General features: G+C 50.8%; 20 protein-coding genes. 14 read left to right on the top strand and 6 right to left on the bottom strand.

Annotated elements, in window-relative coordinates:
* Positions 1-121 precede the first annotated feature (121 nt).
* The 8 genes from QUD54_RS06185 to QUD54_RS06150 all read left to right on the top strand — a co-directional run bounded on the left by QUD54_RS06185 (position 122) and on the right by QUD54_RS06150 (position 7,987).
* Entirely contained in the window at positions 122-2,521 is a 2,400-nt protein-coding gene (locus QUD54_RS06185; protein WP_286335961.1) for a molybdopterin-dependent oxidoreductase, read from the top strand.
* A gap of 3 nt (positions 2,522-2,524) precedes the next feature.
* Positions 2,525-3,088: a 4Fe-4S dicluster domain-containing protein gene (locus QUD54_RS06180; protein ID WP_286335960.1), complete on the top strand. Its 564-nt coding sequence runs from the start codon at positions 2,525-2,527 to the stop codon at positions 3,086-3,088.
* A gap of 10 nt (positions 3,089-3,098) precedes the next feature.
* Complete coding sequence (gene nrfD, locus QUD54_RS06175; RefSeq protein WP_286335959.1) at positions 3,099-4,280, top strand: NrfD/PsrC family molybdoenzyme membrane anchor subunit; 1,182 nt, start codon at positions 3,099-3,101, stop codon at positions 4,278-4,280.
* Positions 4,281-4,332: 52 nt separating this feature from the next.
* Entirely contained in the window at positions 4,333-4,920 is a 588-nt protein-coding gene (locus QUD54_RS06170) for a Tll0287-like domain-containing protein (RefSeq protein ID WP_286335958.1), read from the top strand.
* Between the two features lie 35 nt (positions 4,921-4,955).
* Positions 4,956-6,116 (top strand): cytochrome b/b6 domain-containing protein, encoded by a 1,161-nt coding sequence (locus tag QUD54_RS06165; RefSeq protein ID WP_286335957.1) that lies wholly within the window; start codon positions 4,956-4,958, stop codon positions 6,114-6,116.
* Positions 6,117-6,191: 75 nt separating this feature from the next.
* On the top strand, positions 6,192-6,425 hold the full coding sequence (locus tag QUD54_RS06160; protein WP_286335956.1) for a hypothetical protein: 234 nt from the start codon (positions 6,192-6,194) through the stop codon (positions 6,423-6,425).
* Entirely contained in the window at positions 6,426-6,860 is a 435-nt protein-coding gene (hemJ, locus tag QUD54_RS06155; RefSeq protein WP_286335955.1) for a protoporphyrinogen oxidase HemJ, read from the top strand.
* A 29-nt stretch (positions 6,861-6,889) separates the two neighbouring features.
* Positions 6,890-7,987, top strand: coding sequence for a hypothetical protein (locus QUD54_RS06150; RefSeq protein WP_286335954.1), 1,098 nt, complete (start codon positions 6,890-6,892; stop codon positions 7,985-7,987).
* A gap of 6 nt (positions 7,988-7,993) precedes the next feature.
* Here the strand turns inward: QUD54_RS06150 and QUD54_RS06145 are convergent, their stop codons facing one another.
* The 3 genes from QUD54_RS06145 to QUD54_RS06135 all read right to left on the bottom strand — a co-directional run bounded on the left by QUD54_RS06145 (position 7,994) and on the right by QUD54_RS06135 (position 10,563).
* Positions 7,994-8,197: a DUF3185 family protein gene (locus QUD54_RS06145; RefSeq protein WP_286335953.1), complete on the bottom strand. Its 204-nt coding sequence runs from the start codon at positions 8,195-8,197 to the stop codon at positions 7,994-7,996.
* Positions 8,198-8,375: 178 nt separating this feature from the next.
* Positions 8,376-9,359: an iron-sulfur cluster assembly scaffold protein gene (locus QUD54_RS06140; RefSeq protein ID WP_286335952.1), complete on the bottom strand. Its 984-nt coding sequence runs from the start codon at positions 9,357-9,359 to the stop codon at positions 8,376-8,378.
* The gene (locus QUD54_RS06135) at positions 9,352-10,563 is read right to left on the bottom strand and encodes a NifS family cysteine desulfurase (protein WP_406600588.1); all 1,212 of its coding nucleotides are present in this window, start codon (positions 10,561-10,563) and stop codon (positions 9,352-9,354) included. Before QUD54_RS06135 ends, QUD54_RS06140 begins: the two co-directional genes overlap by 8 nt.
* Positions 10,564-10,846: 283 nt before the next feature.
* Here QUD54_RS06135 and QUD54_RS06130 point away from each other — a divergent pair, with 283 nt between their 5' ends.
* Positions 10,847-12,349 (top strand): SulP family inorganic anion transporter, encoded by a 1,503-nt coding sequence (locus QUD54_RS06130; RefSeq protein WP_286335950.1) that lies wholly within the window; start codon positions 10,847-10,849, stop codon positions 12,347-12,349.
* A gap of 7 nt (positions 12,350-12,356) precedes the next feature.
* Here the strand turns inward: QUD54_RS06130 and QUD54_RS06125 are convergent, their stop codons facing one another.
* The gene (locus QUD54_RS06125) at positions 12,357-12,761 is read right to left on the bottom strand and encodes a hypothetical protein (protein WP_286335949.1); all 405 of its coding nucleotides are present in this window, start codon (positions 12,759-12,761) and stop codon (positions 12,357-12,359) included.
* Positions 12,762-12,844: 83 nt separating this feature from the next.
* On the opposite strand from QUD54_RS06125, the gene QUD54_RS06120 reads away from it, so the two are divergent.
* From QUD54_RS06120 to QUD54_RS06100, 5 genes are all read left to right on the top strand, one after another.
* Positions 12,845-13,486: an endonuclease III domain-containing protein gene (locus tag QUD54_RS06120; protein ID WP_286335948.1), complete on the top strand. Its 642-nt coding sequence runs from the start codon at positions 12,845-12,847 to the stop codon at positions 13,484-13,486.
* 2 nt (positions 13,487-13,488) lie between these two features.
* Entirely contained in the window at positions 13,489-13,896 is a 408-nt protein-coding gene (locus QUD54_RS06115) for a hypothetical protein (protein WP_286335947.1), read from the top strand.
* An 87-nt stretch (positions 13,897-13,983) separates the two neighbouring features.
* Positions 13,984-14,448 carry a heme-binding domain-containing protein gene (locus QUD54_RS06110; protein ID WP_286335946.1) on the top strand — a complete coding sequence of 155 codons (465 nt, stop codon included), beginning with the start codon at positions 13,984-13,986 and terminating at the stop codon, positions 14,446-14,448.
* The gene (locus QUD54_RS06105) at positions 14,445-14,894 is read left to right on the top strand and encodes a hypothetical protein (RefSeq protein WP_286335945.1); all 450 of its coding nucleotides are present in this window, start codon (positions 14,445-14,447) and stop codon (positions 14,892-14,894) included. Before QUD54_RS06110 ends, QUD54_RS06105 begins: the two co-directional genes overlap by 4 nt.
* A gap of 2 nt (positions 14,895-14,896) precedes the next feature.
* Positions 14,897-15,256 carry an HIT family protein gene (locus QUD54_RS06100; protein ID WP_286335944.1) on the top strand — a complete coding sequence of 120 codons (360 nt, stop codon included), beginning with the start codon at positions 14,897-14,899 and terminating at the stop codon, positions 15,254-15,256.
* On the opposite strand, the gene fliI is transcribed toward QUD54_RS06100, so the two are convergent.
* Together fliI and folE are read right to left on the bottom strand one after the other, a co-directional pair.
* On the bottom strand, positions 15,249-16,547 hold the full coding sequence (gene fliI, locus QUD54_RS06095; RefSeq protein ID WP_286335943.1) for a flagellar protein export ATPase FliI: 1,299 nt from the start codon (positions 16,545-16,547) through the stop codon (positions 15,249-15,251). The genes QUD54_RS06100 and fliI overlap by 8 nt on opposite strands.
* Complete coding sequence (folE, locus tag QUD54_RS06090; RefSeq protein ID WP_286335942.1) at positions 16,547-17,131, bottom strand: GTP cyclohydrolase I FolE; 585 nt, start codon at positions 17,129-17,131, stop codon at positions 16,547-16,549. Before folE ends, fliI begins: the two co-directional genes overlap by 1 nt.
* Positions 17,132-17,194: the final 63 nt, after the last annotated feature.

Genomic DNA, 17,194 nt, shown 5'->3' with positions numbered 1-17,194 from the left:
TTTTTTTGATAAAAGTTATAAGAAGAATAGTATAAGCTTATTTGTACTAAAATTTAAGTTGAGATTATAAATAAGATTAAATATATCTTATTTATTATTTAATTATTAAAAAGGAGGAGATATGGCGGTCGAAGTTTCCAGAAGACGCTTTCTGCAAGGAAGCGTCGCCATGACCGTACTGGGCGGGATGTCGATGGCGCCGAGCAACCTTTTTTCCAACGAGAAAGAGAAGGGTGAGCTCTCTATTACAACGAAGACAGGAACGGGCAAGGCTGTGCTCGTTCCGACCCTGTGCGAAATGTGTGTCAACAAATGTGCGGCGATTGCACGTGTCGAAGACGGTGTTGTCACAAAATTGAACCCCAATCCGATGTTCCCGAAGTCGCGCAATATGCTCTGTCCACGCGGGAATGCCGGTATCCAGGCACTTTATGACCCTGATAGGCTGAAGTACCCGATGATCCGTATCGGCGAAAAAGGAGAGGGAAAATTCAAACGCGTGACGTGGGATGAAGCGTACGATGCGATTTGGAATGGTACCGACAAGTTCAAAGGGATGAAGCAGATTTTGGAGGAAGAGAAGGACAACCGTTCGACATTTGTCTTCTGTGCCGGTGAAGGTATGGCGGAACATACCTTTAAAAACTTCTATACAGGTTTCGGCTCCTCCAACTGGCTCAATCATGCCTCGCTCTGTCTCAGGACCGTGGTTTCAGGCTATGGCGTCACACTGGGAACGTACCCTCAGGCGGATCTCGAGAATGCGGAGTATATCATCATGGCGGGAGCCAACCGTGCCGAAGCGATCGTTACACCCGACACGATGGATTTCTTCAAGCGGACGAAGGGACGCGGTGCCAAACTGATTTGCATCGATCCGCGATTCACCAATACTGCGGCGAAAGCGGACAAGTGGCTTCCAATCAAACCGGGTACAGACTTGGCGTTCGTTCTCGCGCTTACCTATGTCGTTTTGAACGAAGAACTCTACGACAAAGCGTATGTCGAAAAATATTTCAAATCTTTCGATGTTTACAAAAACCATATCTATGCCGAAGGATATACGCCGGAATGGGCAGAGAAGATTACGGGAATTGCCGCCAAAGATATCTATGAAATCGCACGTGACTTCATGGCGTATGCACCAAAAGCGGTCTATTATCCGGGACGGCGAAGTACCTTTGCGAAAAATGACTTCCAGCTTCGACGTGCCATGGCGATTTTCCAGGCACTCGGTGGCGGTATCGATACGAAAGGGGGACTGATTTTCGGAAAGAAACTTCCTCTCAAAGGGCATGAAACGGTCGCACCGATGTACGCACAGGCAGAGGGCGTGGATGTCGACCGTACCAAAGGCAAACCGGGATATGCCGACTGCGCCATCGTCTCCGGCGGCGGCGGATGGGTTCCTTTCAGAAACAGGGTGTTGGAGGGCAGAAGCCTCTATCCCGTCAGAGGGTTGTTCGTCTACAAACACAATCCGATGATGAATATGCCCAATACCGCGAAGACCGCCAAATTCCTCAAAGGGCTCGATCTAATCGTTACGATCGATACGATGCCGAGCGATACTGTGATGTACGCCGATGTCGTACTGCCGGAGTGCACCTATCTCGAGCGAACCGATCCTGTCAAAACGTTCGGTGGTGCCGAACCGGCGATCGCTGTGCGAAACAAAGTGATCGATCCGATGTTCGAAACCAAGCCGGTCATCGAGATTTTGAGAGGATTGACTGAAAAGATCTCCAAACCGCTCTTCGAAATTACGAAAAAGTATGATGAGGATGTGCAGGACGAGATTGCCGATAGGGGAGAAGAGGATGTCTACAAAGAGTACGACTTGACGATTCCGTTCAAGCAGAGCCAGGAAGAGTTGAACGAGCATGCGGTCTCCGGCTATCCCGGCGCCTACGAAGCGTTGAAAGAGCACGGTGTCTTCTACCCGAAAATCGAAGAGTATTTCAAGCAGGTTTCGGTCAATGAACATGTCTACTACCCGGAGGAGAAAAAAGCCTACTCCGTTCAGGGCGGTGCACCGAAAACGCCTTCAGGAAAGGTGGAGTGCAATCTCAGAAGTATAGCCAAGAAGGGTGTCGACCCGATGCCGACCTGGCGCAAAGAGTACGAATACACCGTCCCGGAAGGAAAATTCAGGATGCTGACGGGGCGTCATGCACAGTTCACGCAGAGCGGTACGGCCAACAATGCGATGCTGCACGACCTGATCCATGAAAACTACATCTGGATCAACAAACGTGTCGCGAAAAAGATGGGGATCAGGTTCGGCGATCTGATCGAAGTCTCCAGTCGTGCCGGAAAAACGCGCATCAAAGCGTATCCGACGGAGAAGATCGCACCCGATCAGGTCTTTTTCATTCACGGCTTCGGTGAAGAGTCGGAGGCTCTGACCTGGGCGTATCGCAGTGGCGGTAACGACAATGCCGTGATTGAAGATGCCGTAGAACCGGTGTATGGCGGTGCGGCAATGCATGAAACCAATGTTGAAATAAGAAAGGTGTAAGAAATGGCACGATATGGAATGGCCCTGGATTACAAAAACTGCATCAACTGCAAGGCGTGCGAAGTGGCATGCAAGGAGGAGAACGGTGTGTTGCTCGGAGCGGATAAACACCGCATCTGGGTTGGTGTCAAGGAGATCGAAGGGGAGTTTCCTCTGCTGAGCATCGCTTCCAATACATTCATGCCGAGCCAATGCCAGCATTGTGACAATGCTCCGTGTGAAGAGGTATGCCCAACGCATGCGACCTACTACGATGAAAACGGTGTTGTCCGGGTCGACAGTGATAAATGTATTCTCTGCAGCTACTGCATGAATGCCTGTCCGTACGATGCACGCTATGTCGACGACCGTACTGTTACGGTCGACAAATGTAACTTCTGCTCGGATACGCGTTTGGCTCGCGGAGAGGTAACGACGGCATGTCAGGCAACCTGTCCGACAAAAGTACGTATTTTCGGTGATCTTGACGATCCGAACAGCGAAATCAGTCAGGTTTTAAGGGAGCGAGAACATTTTACGCTCAAAACCCATCTGGGTACCAAACCCAAACTCTTCTATTTGATTTAAGGGGTGGATAATGGATTTGCAAAAAATTATTCCGTATAGAAAATTGTCTCTCAAAGAGCTGCTGGTACCTGAAAATAAATTTATGGCATTGGTCGCCATTGTGCTTACGGCGCTCTTTCTGATCGGTGTCATGATCTATCTGGTGCATGGACATCACGCCTATGGTGTTACACGTGAGCATCCATGGGGGCTTCTGATCGCGATGTATATCTTTTTCGTCGTTTCGAGTACGGGGCTCTGTATCGTCGGATCGTTCGGTGACGTTTTCGGTTTCAAAGATTATATGGCCGTCAGCAAACGTGCGATTTTCGGATCGATCATCACGATCCTTTCCGGCTTTGCCGTCATCGCGTTCGAGATCGGGCATCCGGTCAGAATGATGATCTACAATGTGATCAGTCCGGGCCTTACATCGGCCATCTGGTGGATGGGTACACTCTACGGTATCTACCTCACTTTCATGGTCATCGAGTTTGTCTTCCTGATGCGCAACGATATGAAGCGTGCGAAAATCTTTGGTTTGATCGGGCTGCTGGTCGGTCTTGCGGCACACTCCAACCTCGGAGGTGTTTTCGGTTTCCTGAATGCGCGTGTTGTCGCGAACGGTGTTTTCTATCCGACCTATTTCATTTTGACGGCGTTCATCACCGGTATCTATCTGATCTTTTTGATGTACGGATACAAATATCGCGGGCAACCGTTCCCTGAAGATGTAGCGAAAGCTTTGACGAATTTCGCTAAAATACAGGGGTTGCTACTCGCAATTTTGATGTTTTTCGAAACATGGAAAATGTTGACTGGAGTCTATGGTGGAATGCCTGAGCGTGCCGATACCATCATGCATATTCTGCATACCAAATCGTTCTGGCTCGGAGAGGTTCTGTGTGGTATGGTGATACCTTTTCTGGTCATTCTCAAGAGCAAGGGTACGGCGATCAAAAGCATGGTCTGGGCATCGTTCATCGGAATGATCGGGATCTTCTATATGCGTTACGACCTGGTGCACGATGCGCAGCTCTTTCCGATGCAGACGCTGAAAATCAGAGAGTATCAACTGCCGCCCTCCTTTGTCGACTATTTTCCGTCATTGACCGAGATGATGATCGGATTCGGAGGGATCGGTCTGTGTCTGATTCTCTATTTCCTGGGCACGAAACTTTTCGATCTGGACAGCATGCCGGAACACCATTAATGAATATCGCCGATCGGCTCCTGTTGGGGTGGGTCGGCCTGAAGGAGTAGGAATGAGAGGATTATTACGGCTGTTGCTTTTTTCGGTGTTGATTGTCGGTATCGCCGGCGCGACGGAGTATTCGCTGAAGGATGTCGAGAAGATTGGCGGGAAAATTGTCAAAGAGATCAAAAAGACGATGAAACGCAAATTGAAAAAGGCTAAAAAGAGCGGCGGGCTCGAAGCGATGGCCGAATATTGTGCCGAAAACTCTTTTAAAGATATTGAAGCCATTGGGGAAAAATATGGAATCGATCTGCATGTCAAACGCATCAGTTTTGGCAACAGAAATCCGAAAAATGCGCCGAAAAAGGATGAAGAGATGATGCTCAAGGCATTGGATATGATGGCGAAAGCCGGAGCGTTCATGCCGAAAACTGTCGTGCAAGCGAAAGAGGACGGGAGTTTCAAACTTTATGCTCCTTTGATAATGAATAGCCGAGCCTGTAAAAAGTGCCATGGCGACAAAGCGGCGATTGATCCCAAAATTGTAAACTATTTCGCAAAAAAATATCCGCAAGACAGAGGGTACGGGTTTCATTCCGGCGATTTGCGCGGAGCGATCGTCGTGGAGTTCCCCGCACCGGAGGATTTGGAATAATCTACACAATCTGCCAGATCGGCGAGGGAGGGTGATTGAAACGAAAGATTTATGTCTGGCCGCTATGTATCCGTACATTTCACTGGCTCTATGCCCTCTCTTTCTTTGCCGCATTCGTGTTGGTCTGGTTCGAAAACCTCTTGACACTGCATGTGGCATTCGGCATGGTCTTTCTACTTCTGGCACTTTTCCGGCTCTCCTGGGGCATCATAGGTCCACTCTATTCCAACTTCCGCTGTTTCGATTTCCAAGGCGATCATCTCGTCAACTACATACTCCATCTTTTCGGCCAGAAGGAGAAGACACCCGGACACAATCCTGCCTCGAGCTGGGGTGCGATGGTGATGCTGGTATTGGGGTTTCTTCTCGGTATGACCGGACTTCTGCTCTATGGGATTCAGGAAGGGCGAGGCATCGTATCGTTTCTGAACCCCTACTTTTTCGGTTATATGGATCAGATTGGCCTGATCCATACCTTTTCGGCTTACCTTCTGCTCGCGGTCGTGATGATTCATATCGGGGGTGTGGTCTTCGAGCAACTCTATCACCATACGGGGATCATCTGGTCGATGTTCACGGGATACAAGTACGATACCGAGGGAATCGATGTCCATCTCGACTGGAAACAGAATTTTTTTGCCGCCTTTTTTCTTTTCGGCTCGGTATGGATCTACTACTATATCGTTCATACCCCTGACAATGCATTGGTGAAAAGCCGCTTTGCGGATATCGATTATGAAAAGGCGCAACCTGTACTGGCGCTGGAGTGCGGGGATTGCCATATCGTCTTTCCTGCCTACCTTCTTCCGGAAAAGTCATGGAAAATCATTATGGATACACCGGAGGATCACTATGGAGAGGAACTCGATCTCGATACCGAAGATGCCGAAACGATCCGTGCCTATCTTCTTCGGCACAGTGCCGAACGCTCCACACGGGAAGCGGCCGTCAAGGTTCTCGCCTCGGTAAAAGGCAGAGAAAACGTACTTTCGATCGTACGGACACCCTATTGGAGAAAGCGGCACAAAGAGATTCCCACAAAAGTTTTCAAATCGAAAGCGGTCGATTCGAAGTACAGCTGTGACGCATGCCATCCGGATATTCTCAAAGGCCGTATCGAAGACGATGCCATCCGGCTGCCGGATGTTCCCTTCAAAGATGCGCTCAAAATGCACATCTATCCTAAATGGCGGTAGAGTACTTTAATCGATTCAAGAGAAACTAACGCGCTAAATGCTACCGTATAAAAAATCATTGACCAAGGGATGTGAATGAAGCGGTTGAAAAGAGAGCTTGTTGTCTTTTTTGGGCTGTTTGTACTTCTCGCGCTCGGGATGCACTTCAAGGAGTGGATGGACCATCCGGTTGCGCACCTGAGCGCGTTGTCGGGAAGCCCTCTGGGAGTGCTGCATCCGATCTATATCACGGCCGGTGTCTATTTGCTTCTGCTGATGATCCGTCTGTTTGTCGGGCTTCTCGGGAAGATATTGGAAAGGGAAAAGTAGATGGAATACTATACATGGATATTGGCATTTCACGTGATGAGTTTCATCAGCTGGATGGCGATGCTCTTTTATCAGCCGCGGCTCTATGTCTACCACCGGGAGCATGCCGACAACGGAGGCTTTATCGAAGTGGTGAAGATCCAGGAGAACAAGCTCTACCACTTTATCGGCGTTCCGGCGATGTGGGCGACGATTGTTAGCGGAAGCGCGATGATCGCACTGGCACCGGAGCTTTTTCAAACCGGGATGTGGCTGCATGTGAAGTTGACGGCGGCGCTGCTGCTGGTGGCCTACCACTTTTCGCTCGGTTGGCTCAAAAAGCGTCTGCATGAAGGCACATGCACCAAAAGCGGAAAATTTTTCCGTGCCTACAACGAGGTCCCGACCATACTGATGATCGTTATCGTCATCATGGTGGTGGTCAAACCGATATGAACCGGGTGGCGCGCATAAACCAAAAAGCTATGGAGCGGGGGATTATCGGATCCCATCTGAGATTCGTCGAAAAAAGCGGCGTTCCGATGGCACTTTTGTGTTTGGCGCCGGCCCTGCCTGAACTCTCGGATGAGAGGGTCGAAAGTCTCGTTATGATACTCCAGGAGCAGACGGACTTTGCACCGCTTATGCTTTGTGACGAAGGAACGCTGTTGACGTTCATCAAAGATATGCAGCTGCACCGGTGTGTGCAGATGGTAAAGAATCTGCAGGAGATGCTGAAAAAAGAGCTCGATGTCGGGATCGCCTACGGCGCGTTGACGATGATCGACAAGCAGGACGATTATGACGCGTTGATCGCACGTCTTCGGCGTTATCTCTCCCGGGCCGAAGCGATCGGCAATGGCAAGATATGCTATGGAACGGCGAAATATGATTTTTGCACCGAAGGAGGGGAAGAGGAGATATTTGCCAACTTTTTCGACGAGTATGACGCCATAACCCTCTACAACTTCTACAATGGCATGCCGCTCAGCGAAGAGGTGAAGGTGCTCTCTTATCAAAACGGGGTGCTTCGAATCAAAACGTCGCTTGCCAGGGCCGCTTTTTTGAAGAGTGAACCCTTTACCTTTCTAAAACATCCGCTGCTGCCCGATACGATCAAAGCCGATATCGTCAATGCCGTTCCCAATCGTGCGGAGGTCGTGCTGACCAATTTGAGATTTATCGATAAATCGCCTGTGGACCGCGAAAACATCCGCGTGACGCCCGATGAGCGGATCGAGGTCTCGATCGAGTGCGCCAACGGGGAGGAGCTTATCGGAACCGTCCACTCTCTGGCGGTCAACTCCGTCGCGGTCAAGCTGGAGGATGAGAATCTGGCAAAGCTATGTTTTGAGGAGGAGAACCGGCATGTCGTTCTGTCGTTCGATCTACCCGAACGCGAAAAACGAAAAACGCATATCCGTATTTCGGCGCTCCTTCGGGCGAAAAAAGATGGCCAGCTCATCTTTTCGATCTATCCCAACCACTTTTTCAAACAGAAGATCGAGAGCTACATCGCCTTGCAGCAGACCCGTCTCATCACGATCATGCAGAAGATGGTACTCAACTTTTATCAGGGGTGAAACGGTTTACCTGTATTCATCCATCGACAGGTAGCCCCCTACCAGCAGAACAGCTATGGCAAGCATGTTGATGTAGAGAATATGTCGTGTCCCGTTGTCCTTTTGAAAAAGACCGGCAACGGGTTCGCTGACAAGCTGCGACTCGTGATAGCCCCAGTAGAAAAGCGCCATGCTGGCGAATAGCAAAAAAATTCCTATATTCTTTTTCATTGTTTGGTCTCTCCTCTCTTCACGGAGACAAGTGTCCACGAAGCAATTCCTTTCACTGAAATTTCGCCTGAAGGCGAGATTTGTGATGTCGGTAAAAAGCGTGGGTATTCCATCTGGAGTATTATAGTGGAAAAAGAGGGGCCGAAGGCGGAGAAAAACTCCACCTTCGGAAGGTTTGTTAGATCGGCAGAACGCGAATGTTCGGGTCGAGTTTCTCTTTCAGGACCGACTCGATCGCATAGAGGGTGCCCGTTGTCGAACTGGCACATCCGGAACATGCACCCAGATAGCGGATGTAGACATCGGTGTACTGGCCGTTTTGTTTGACGTCCAGAACTTCCATGTTTCCGCCGTCCATGATGAGGTACTGGCGGACACTCTCGTCGATGACGCTGTCGATCGCTTTGATCTTTTGAACGAGCGTCATATCGTTAAATGAGATCTCTTCGCCGCTGGCCTGTTTGTCGGCTGTCGCTTTGAGCTTCTCTTCTTCCATCTCTTTGCGGGTCTCGGCCAGAATGTCGACGAGGTAGTATTCGCGCTCTTCGTGGCCGCCCGGTTTGATACAGCTTTTACAAAATGCACCCGCTTTGGTATAGTCGGTGATCTCTTCGACGGTTTTGAGGTCGTTGAGTCTGATCACTTCTTTGAGTGTCTGCAGGCTGACGCGTGCACATTCGCAGACGATGATTTCGTCTTCGAAACTCTCCATGTCGACACCCTTGTAGAGTGACGCCGCTTTTTTGATGACGTCGTACGCCATAACCGAACAGTGCATCTTCTGCGGTGGAACGGCCGGTGTTTCAGGTGTGTCGCGCATCGCTTTCTCGACGTCGATGTTGGTGATCTTCACCGCTTCGTCGACTGTCTTGCCCTTGCAGAGCTCGACCATCGTGTCGGAACTCGCGATCGCGGTACCGCAACCGAAACTCTTGAATTTCGCCTCGAGGATTTTGTCGGTTTTCGGGTCGACGATCCAGTAGAGGCGTACGGCATCGCCGCAGCTTTCTGCTCCGAAGTCGGCGACGATCAGTTCGCCGCCGAGACGCTTGGCATCCTCTTCGGTCAGTTCCCCCTGGTTTTTGGGGTTGTTCATCAAATCCTGTACTTTTTGGCTGTACTCTTCCCAGATGCTACCGCCTATCAAATCTTGCTTAGCCATGTGTCGCTCCTTCTCCTTGCTTATCTTTCATGCTTTCGGGCATATAGGCGTACGAACTCGAAATCGATCGAAGTCGTTCGACCGCCTTTTTGAATTGTTCTATCGTATAGTCTACCTCGTCTTCCGTCGTAAATCGGCTGAGACTCAGACGGACGGCGGTATGGGCCAGCTCACTGTCGGCGCCTACGGCCGTCATGATCGGGTTCGCCTCCAGGTCTTCGCTCGCACACGCGCTTCCGGTGCTCGCCGCGATACCGGCACGGTTGAGGTCCCAAAGCATCGCTTCGCCCTCGACGCCGCGAACGGAGACGAGAATCGTATTCGGTGTTCGGTTTTCACGCGGCCCGACACTGTAGATGTCCGGAAGCTCCAGAATCGCATCCTCGAGTTTGTCGCGCAGTCGGCGGACATTTTCCTCTTCAAATTTGAGGTAGTAGGTCGCAAGCTCCATCGCTTTTCCCATGCCGACGATTCCCGGAACGTTGAGCGTTCCAGAGCGGCGTCCGCCCATATGTTCTCCCCCATGCAGCAGCGATGTCAGCGGATGCCCGTTTCGGATGTAGAGGCCGCCGACTCCTTTAGGTCCGTGAAATTTGTGGGCCGAAAAGCTCATGAAGTCAACGCCCGCTTTGATGACGTCGACGGGAATCTTTCCAACTGCCTGCACACCGTCCGTGTGGAACAGGACACCTTTTTCTTTGCAGACCTCGGCAATCTGCTCGATCGGAAAGATCGCTCCCGTTTCGTTGTTCGCCCACATGATGGACACGAGTGCCGTTTTGTCGGTAATGAAGTCACGAACCGTATGCGCTTCGACGATACCGTCCTGATTGACCGGCAGATAGGTTACATGCACACCCTGCTCTTCGAGCCATCGGCAGACCGCAGTGATGGAAGGGTGCTCGACTTCCGTCGTGATGATGTGATCTTTTTCGCCATTTTTGATCAGGTCGAAATAGATGCCTTTGAGGACCCAGTTGTTCGACTCGGTTGCACAGGAGGTGACGACGATGTCATCCTCGTCGCGTGCGCCGAGTGCCTCGTACATATGATCCATCGCTTTTCGCAATGCCGGATGGCACGCGGTTCCGAAATCGTGCAGCGAGTTCGGGTTGCCATAGATCTCCGTAAAGTAGGGATCCATCGCAGCTTTGACTTCGGGATCGACCATTGTGGTCGCATTGTTGTCGAGATAGACTTTCATCATAATAAAAACTCCTAAATTCTAATTAGGACAATTTTTGTCTTAATTAACTTACTGCATGATAAATCAAGTTTGTTTAAGATTTGCTGAATTATAAAGTATAATGATTCCGGAGCCTTTGGAGAGGTATAATTATACATTAATCAGCTTAAGCCTTTTTAAGAGCATTTAGCCTATAATCGCGCCTATTTTAGCCACAAGTCGCAAGCACGGCACCGGCATACCCCAGGTCGCAAGAATCTTTCGGAAAAAGTTGCGGCTGACGACTCATTAAAGGTTTTCCATGTTCGCACAACTACTCAAAGCCTATTCGGGCCACAGTGTCAAAAACGACGTTCTTTCGGGTGCTGTCGTTGCGATTGCGCTGGTTCCCGAAGCGATCGCTTTTTCGCTGATTGCAGGCGTATCTCCGCTTGTCGGGCTCTATACGGCCTTTTTGTTGGGACTCATTACCGCGCTTGTTGGCGGAAAACCGGGGATGATCAGCGGTGCGACAGGTAGTGTCGCCGTCGTTATGGTCGCACTGGTGGCGTCACACGGCGTGGAGTACCTTTTTTTCGCGACGATTCTGACGGGGCTTATCCAGGTGGCGTTCGGGCTGATGAAGCTGGCCAAATTTATCCGGCTCGTACCGCAGCCGGCGATTCTCGGGTTCGTCAATGGCCTGGCGATCGTCATTGCATTGGCGCAGCTGCCGATGTTCGAAGGGGAAGGGCCGGTGATGTATATCCTCGTCTTCGCGACGATGGCGACGATGGTTTTCTTGCCCAAAATCACGAAAGCGGTCCCGGCGGGTTTGGTGGCGATCATCGTCTTGAGCCTCATCACCGTTATCTTCGACCTCGATACCAAACGTGTGGCCGACCTTGGAAGCATTGCAGGGGACCTTCCGAGTTTTCACTGGCCGGAGGTTCCGCTCGGTTTCGAAACCTTCAAGATTGTGCTCCCCTATGCGGCGGTCATGGCGGCTGTCGGCCTGATCGAGTCGCTGTTGACCCTTTCGGTACTTGATGAGATGAGCGGTGAGAAAGGCAACGCGAACAAAGAGGCAGTGGCACTTGGTGCAGGCAACGCAACCTGCGGTCTCTTCGGCGGTATGGCGGGCTGTGCGATGATCGGACAGAGTATCATCAACTTCACTTCCGGCGGACGTGGGCGCCTTTCCGGGGTGACGGCGGCGGTTTTACTCATTCTCTTTGTCGTGGCGCTGAGCGATTATATCGGGCAGATTCCGATCGCCGTACTCGTAGGGATCATGTTTATGGTGAGTGTGGAGACCTTCGAGTGGGCGAGTATCGACCGGTTGCGCCGGATGCCGAAAACCGACGCTTTTATTCTCGCCACCGTCACGATCGTCACGATCTTCACCGATCTGGCGATGGCCGTCATCATCGGTGTCATCATTTCGGCGCTCGTCTTTGCATGGCAGCATGCGCGTGTCTATACGCGTACCTATGTCGAGGGACGGCGCAAAATCTACGAATTCGACGGTCCGCTCTTTTTCGGTTCGGTTCAGGGTTTTTTGGATCAGTTCGATGTAGCAAACGATCCCGATGAAGTGGTGATGGATTTCAAGCGCGCCCGCGTCATGGACTCAAGTGGTGTCGAGGCGATCGACAAGATTACACGCCGCTACGAGGAAGCAGGCAAGAAGCTTACGATCCGCCATCTGAGTGACGATTGCAAGAAGCTGCTCAAGCGTGCGGGCAAATACTGTACCTATGAAGAGGACGACCCGACCTACAAGGTCGCGGTCAACCATGAAGAGTATCAAAAGGTGTACTGAGATTTTCTCAGTGGCCGTGTTCACTCTCTTTTTTCAGTTCCTTCTCGATTGCATTTTCGAGATCTTCGAGAAGGTCCGCCGCTTCGCTTTCAACATTCTGTCCGCTGCTGTATTCGATCGTGTAGCCTTCGGCACCGAGACTGATCTCCGCAGCGATGTTTTTGGTTTCACTGAAATACTTTTCGGCGATGATTTTGCGTTCACCCAGCGGTGTCGTCATCCAACCGATACTTTTGGCCGCTTTGACGATGGCATTTTTGAGTTTTTCCGCATCGACACGGTGCTCCAACCGCTTTTCGATCATCATTTCCGTTCCGCTTCCCGATATGGCCGTACCTTCAAGGTTTTTCTGTGCACACCCCGTAAAGAGCAGACTCCCGACTGCCAGAACCAGTACCGTTTTTTTTACCATAATATTCCCTTTTCGATAGAAATCTCTCCCCGTTTGCTCCAATGTTACAAGAATATTTATTAAAGCTGAATTATAATGCGTTTATGAATAAGATAAATTTTGCTAAAGCGGTAAAGCTTCTCGAGGAAGCCTATGAAGATTGGGATGCCCCCGCCAAACGGTTCGAGAGAGGATACAGACGAACGCCCTATACGATCATGATCTCTGTTGTTCTCAGTTTTCGGACCAAAGACGAGGTGACGCTGGCTGCGGACAAGAAGCTCTTCGCGCTGGCCGACACGCCTGAAAAGATGGTGAAATTGAGCCGGCAAGAGATCGAAAAAGTGATCTATCCTGTCGGGTTCTATCGTAAAAAGGCCCAGACGATTCTGGATATTTCGCATACCGTTTTGGAACGATTCAAAGGAGAGGTACCCCGAAGCGAGGCGGAACTGCTGGGAATCAAGGGAATCGGCCCGAAGGCTGCCAACATCATCCTCGAATCGGCTTTCGGAGTGGAAACCGTGGCGGTGGACATCCATGTTCACCGCATTCTGAACCGGTGGGGGTTCGTCAGCACGAAAACACCGGAAGAGAGTCTCAAAATACTCAAAGAAAAACTCACTCCGGCTGAACAGAAGGGGTTGAATAAGCTGCTTGTGAGTTTCGGGCAGGTACTATGCAGACCAGTAAAACCGATCTGCAGCGAATGTCCGGTTGTGCAGCTATGTGAAAGGAAGTTATAGCGATGTTTGTTTTCAAAGCCCCGGGGATATGCCCCCGGTGTAAAGGGAAAGGGAGCGGCGTTAAAAAAGAGACGATGGCCGTTCATGTGAAGGATCTTTCAAAACTCGATGACGCGGAGTACTTCTTCTGTAGAACGCCCGAGTGTGAAGTGGTCTATTTCAGTCTTGAAAATGAGTTTCTACACGACGAGATGATACGTGAAATCGGAGTCAAAAGCTACAGTTCCGAAGATGCCTGTATCTGTTACTGTTTCGGCTATACGAAAGGCAATATCACGCCCGACTCGTTCGAGGCACGCAATGCAAAGACGAAAACCGCCGGATGCAACTGTTCGCTTCGCAATCCACAGGGTAAATGCTGTACACAGGACTTCAAGGTATTCACGGAGCGGAAATTTAGGTCTAACTAAAAGTTGGAGACAAATTTTAATTTTGTTCACAAAATTTTATGGTTTTCATTACAATAGCACCTATAAAAAGAGATAAAAGGGAGAGAAATGTCTGCAGGAAAAATGCTCGGACTGATATTTTTGATCGGATTTTCCATGATTCAGCTGATTCCGGTCGAACGAAGCAATCCGAAAAGCGATCCGGCATTGGAAATCAAAGCCCCGACCGAAGTCAAGGAAATTTTCGAACGGTCGTGCTACGATTGCCACTCCAACAAAACCCGCTGGCCCTGGTACAGCAACATCGCACCGATGAAATGGTTCATCGCACGTGATGTAAGAGTGGGGCGGCAGTGGCTCAACTTCAGTGAGTGGGAGAGCTACGACGAAGCGAAGAAAAAGAAGTTGAAAGAGATGATCTTCACAGCTATCGGTCTCGCGATGCCCCTGGGTATGTATGTGCAGGCACATCCTCAGGCAAAACTTTCACCCGAAGATCGGGAAAAAATACGTGAATGGACCGGTATCAAACCAGAAGATATCATGAACAACCCGAAAAGGCGGCTCTATTGATTAAAGCGGTTTTGTATGTCCATATCCTCTCTGCGACGGCATGGGTTGGCGGCTCGCTGCTGCTCTTTGCGCTCGGTATCCTGCTGAGGGACAAGCAGGCACAGAAAAACGTATATGCCCATCTTGGCCCTATCTACGGTTATTTCGAAACCTTTTGGCTCGTGCTGCTCTGGGCAACGGGGCTGACGATGTTTTTTCATTTCGGTATCGATGACGTAATGTCCCATGCTTCCGATTCGGACCTGGCCAGGCTGATGGGTGTGAAACTGATGATCGTCGGCGTCTTGACGTGTCTGACGATCATCCATATGGCGATTGCCTTCAAAACGCATAATGTCGAGCGGACAACACTCCAGAACATCGTTTCGCGCGGCAGTTCGATGTTGATCTTTCTGCTCAATCTCGTCATTGTCTGGTATGCCATCGGCATCAGGGATTTGCTTTGATCATGATCTATGAAGATGCCGATATCTATCTTGAATGGGAAGAGAGCGAGATTCCGTGGATCAAGATTTTTACGAAAGAGCCCTACAAAGAGCTGACCGACGTGCCCGCGCCATTGCGTGCAAAGCTGTGGAACATCTACGAGGTGGTCGAAAAAGAGATGATCGACTATTTCAATCCAAGCAAGATCAATATGGCTTCGTTTGGAAACTACGTGCCCCGGGTCCACATTCACGTGATGGCACGGTTTGAAAACGACAGCTATTTCCCGGAGCCGATGTGGGGTAAAAAGCAAAGGGCGGGAACACTCGAACTTCCCGATTTCGCACCTTTCGAGAAACGGCTGAGGGAACGCCTCAGCTGACGACTTCTTTCAGCATTTCGACGGTTTGATCGAAAGGCAGTACCTCCTGTGCACTCTGACGCAGAAAATCCTCCATCCGTTCCTTTTTCGCCAGCGCTTCGTCGAGCTGCGGATCGGTGCCGCGTTGATAGGCGCCGATGCGGACAAGCATCTCGTTTTCTTTGAGCAGTGCCAGTAGATGCCGAAATTTTCTGGCGGCTGCAAGGTGCTCCGGCGTCGTGACGTCGTCGATGACCCGTGAAGCTGAGGAGAGGATGTCGACCGGCGGATAGATACCTCTGTCGGTCAGTTCACGGCTGAGTACAATATGGCCGTCGAGAATACTGCGGCTCTGATCGGCGATTGGATCGCTGAGGTCGTCTCCTTCGACGAGTACTGTAAAAAAGGCGGTGATGGAACCCTGGCCATCCTCTTTTCCAGCCCTCTCCATCAGCTGGGGCAGCAGTGTCAAAGATGAGGGCGGATACCCTTTGGAGGTAGGCGGTTCGCCGAGCGCGAGACCGATTTCACGCTGCGCCATCGCGAAACGGGTAACCGAGTCCATCATGAAAAGAACGTCATGGCCTTTGCGCTTGAAGTATTCCGCGACACTCATCGCGCTGAAGGCGCCATATTTGCGCATCAGTGCGCTGTCATCGCTCGTCGCGACGACGATGACGGTGTTGGTCAGGTCGTTGCCCAAGTTTTTGGCGATGAATTCGGGCACTTCCCTTCCCCGTTCCCCGATGAGCGCCACCACTTTGATTGTCGCTTCACTCCCTTTGACGATCATTCCCATCAGCGTCGACTTTCCGACCCCGCTGCCGGCGAAAATCCCGACTTTCTGTCCTTTCCCGCTGGTTAGCAGCCCGTCGATACTTTTGATACCGACACTGAAGTGCTCGTCGATGAGTCCGCGTTTCATCGCATCCATCGGTGACTTCATGATCGGCTCATAATCGTCGAGATGGATCGCTCCTTTTCCGTCGATCGGATTCATGAACGGGTCGACGACGCGGCCTAGAAGCTTCTCGCCGACCGGGATATCGAGGCTTCTTCGGTTCAAAAGGACGCGATCGCCCACTTTCATGCCCTCGATGAAACCGAACGGAGTGATCGTAAAACTCTCTGCTCCCAGGGAGGTCACCATCCCAAGGCGCCGTTCGTCGCCGGCGAGTATCGTAACGCTCTGCCCGATACTCACTTTCAGTCCCGTCGCGACGATGGCATTGGCGTTGATACTCTGAATCATCCCGTATGCAGGGGAGAGCGCCGTGCTCTTGATGCGCTTTCGAAGTGATTTGAGTGGCATCAGTAGCGTGGGCGAAGGGGTGCGTTGACCATGCTCATAAACTCTTCGCGCGTCTTGGCATCGCGTTTGAAGAGTCCCCTCAGTGCCGAGCTTACCGTTGTGGAGTTGATCTTCTCCACACCGCGCATCTCCATGCACATATGGCGCGCTTCGACGACGACGCCGACCCCTTTGGGCTGGATCGTCTCCAAAATCGCATCCGCGATCTGCTCGGTCATCTGTTCTTGAATCTGCAACCGGCGTGCAAAGATATTGACCATGCGCGGGATTTTGCTGAGTCCTACCACTTTCCCGTCTGGAATGTAGGCCACATGTACCCGTCCGATGATTGGAAGCATATGGTGTTCACACATGGAATAGAACTCGATGTCGCGAACCAGAACCATTTCGTCGTTGCTGCTCTCGAACAAAGCGTCGTTCAGCACTTTTTTGGGATCCATCCGATACCCTTCGCACAGATGGTCGAAGGCTTTGTAGACACGGTGCGGTGTTTTGACGAGCCCTTCGCGGCTCGGGTCTTCTCCGATCAGTTCCAGGATCGTTTTGACCGCTTCTTCAAATTTTTTCGCTTTTTCACTTGACATACGCTACTCGCTTTTTTGCTTTAAGTATATCGATTTTTGGGTAAAAAAACAGCTCTATTTATG

Source organism: Hydrogenimonas cancrithermarum, assembly GCF_030296055.1.
In the GTDB taxonomy this organism is placed as follows: Bacteria; Campylobacterota; Campylobacteria; order Campylobacterales; family Hydrogenimonadaceae; genus Hydrogenimonas; species Hydrogenimonas cancrithermarum.
Note: the sequence above shows the minus strand (reverse complement) of the source record. Positions and strands in the feature narration are given on the sequence as shown.

What these genes read in the sequence shown, in the direction of transcription:
- QUD54_RS06185 (WP_286335961.1), top strand. Translation starts at nt 122, where the DNA reads ATGGCGGTCGAAGTTTCCAGAAGACGCTTTCTGCAAGGAAGCGTCGCC.
- QUD54_RS06160 (WP_286335956.1), top strand. Translation starts at nt 6,192, where the DNA reads ATGAAGCGGTTGAAAAGAGAGCTTGTTGTCTTTTTTGGGCTGTTTGTA.
- QUD54_RS06135 (WP_406600588.1), bottom strand. Translation starts at nt 10,563, where the DNA reads ATGAAAGTCTATCTCGACAACAATGCGACCACAATGGTCGATCCCGAA.
- QUD54_RS06170 (WP_286335958.1), top strand. Translation starts at nt 4,333, where the DNA reads ATGAGAGGATTATTACGGCTGTTGCTTTTTTCGGTGTTGATTGTCGGT.
- QUD54_RS06140 (WP_286335952.1), bottom strand. Translation starts at nt 9,359, where the DNA reads ATGGCTAAGCAAGATTTGATAGGCGGTAGCATCTGGGAAGAGTACAGC.
- QUD54_RS06100 (WP_286335944.1), top strand. Translation starts at nt 14,897, where the DNA reads ATGATCTATGAAGATGCCGATATCTATCTTGAATGGGAAGAGAGCGAG.
- QUD54_RS06125 (WP_286335949.1), bottom strand. Translation starts at nt 12,761, where the DNA reads ATGGTAAAAAAAACGGTACTGGTTCTGGCAGTCGGGAGTCTGCTCTTT.
- QUD54_RS06120 (WP_286335948.1), top strand. Translation starts at nt 12,845, where the DNA reads ATGAATAAGATAAATTTTGCTAAAGCGGTAAAGCTTCTCGAGGAAGCC.
- QUD54_RS06130 (WP_286335950.1), top strand. Translation starts at nt 10,847, where the DNA reads ATGTTCGCACAACTACTCAAAGCCTATTCGGGCCACAGTGTCAAAAAC.
- folE (WP_286335942.1), bottom strand. Translation starts at nt 17,131, where the DNA reads ATGTCAAGTGAAAAAGCGAAAAAATTTGAAGAAGCGGTCAAAACGATC.
- nrfD (WP_286335959.1), top strand. Translation starts at nt 3,099, where the DNA reads ATGGATTTGCAAAAAATTATTCCGTATAGAAAATTGTCTCTCAAAGAG.
- QUD54_RS06115 (WP_286335947.1), top strand. Translation starts at nt 13,489, where the DNA reads ATGTTTGTTTTCAAAGCCCCGGGGATATGCCCCCGGTGTAAAGGGAAA.
- hemJ (WP_286335955.1), top strand. Translation starts at nt 6,426, where the DNA reads ATGGAATACTATACATGGATATTGGCATTTCACGTGATGAGTTTCATC.
- QUD54_RS06145 (WP_286335953.1), bottom strand. Translation starts at nt 8,197, where the DNA reads ATGAAAAAGAATATAGGAATTTTTTTGCTATTCGCCAGCATGGCGCTT.
- QUD54_RS06150 (WP_286335954.1), top strand. Translation starts at nt 6,890, where the DNA reads ATGGAGCGGGGGATTATCGGATCCCATCTGAGATTCGTCGAAAAAAGC.
- QUD54_RS06180 (WP_286335960.1), top strand. Translation starts at nt 2,525, where the DNA reads ATGGCACGATATGGAATGGCCCTGGATTACAAAAACTGCATCAACTGC.
- fliI (WP_286335943.1), bottom strand. Translation starts at nt 16,547, where the DNA reads ATGCCACTCAAATCACTTCGAAAGCGCATCAAGAGCACGGCGCTCTCC.
- QUD54_RS06110 (WP_286335946.1), top strand. Translation starts at nt 13,984, where the DNA reads ATGTCTGCAGGAAAAATGCTCGGACTGATATTTTTGATCGGATTTTCC.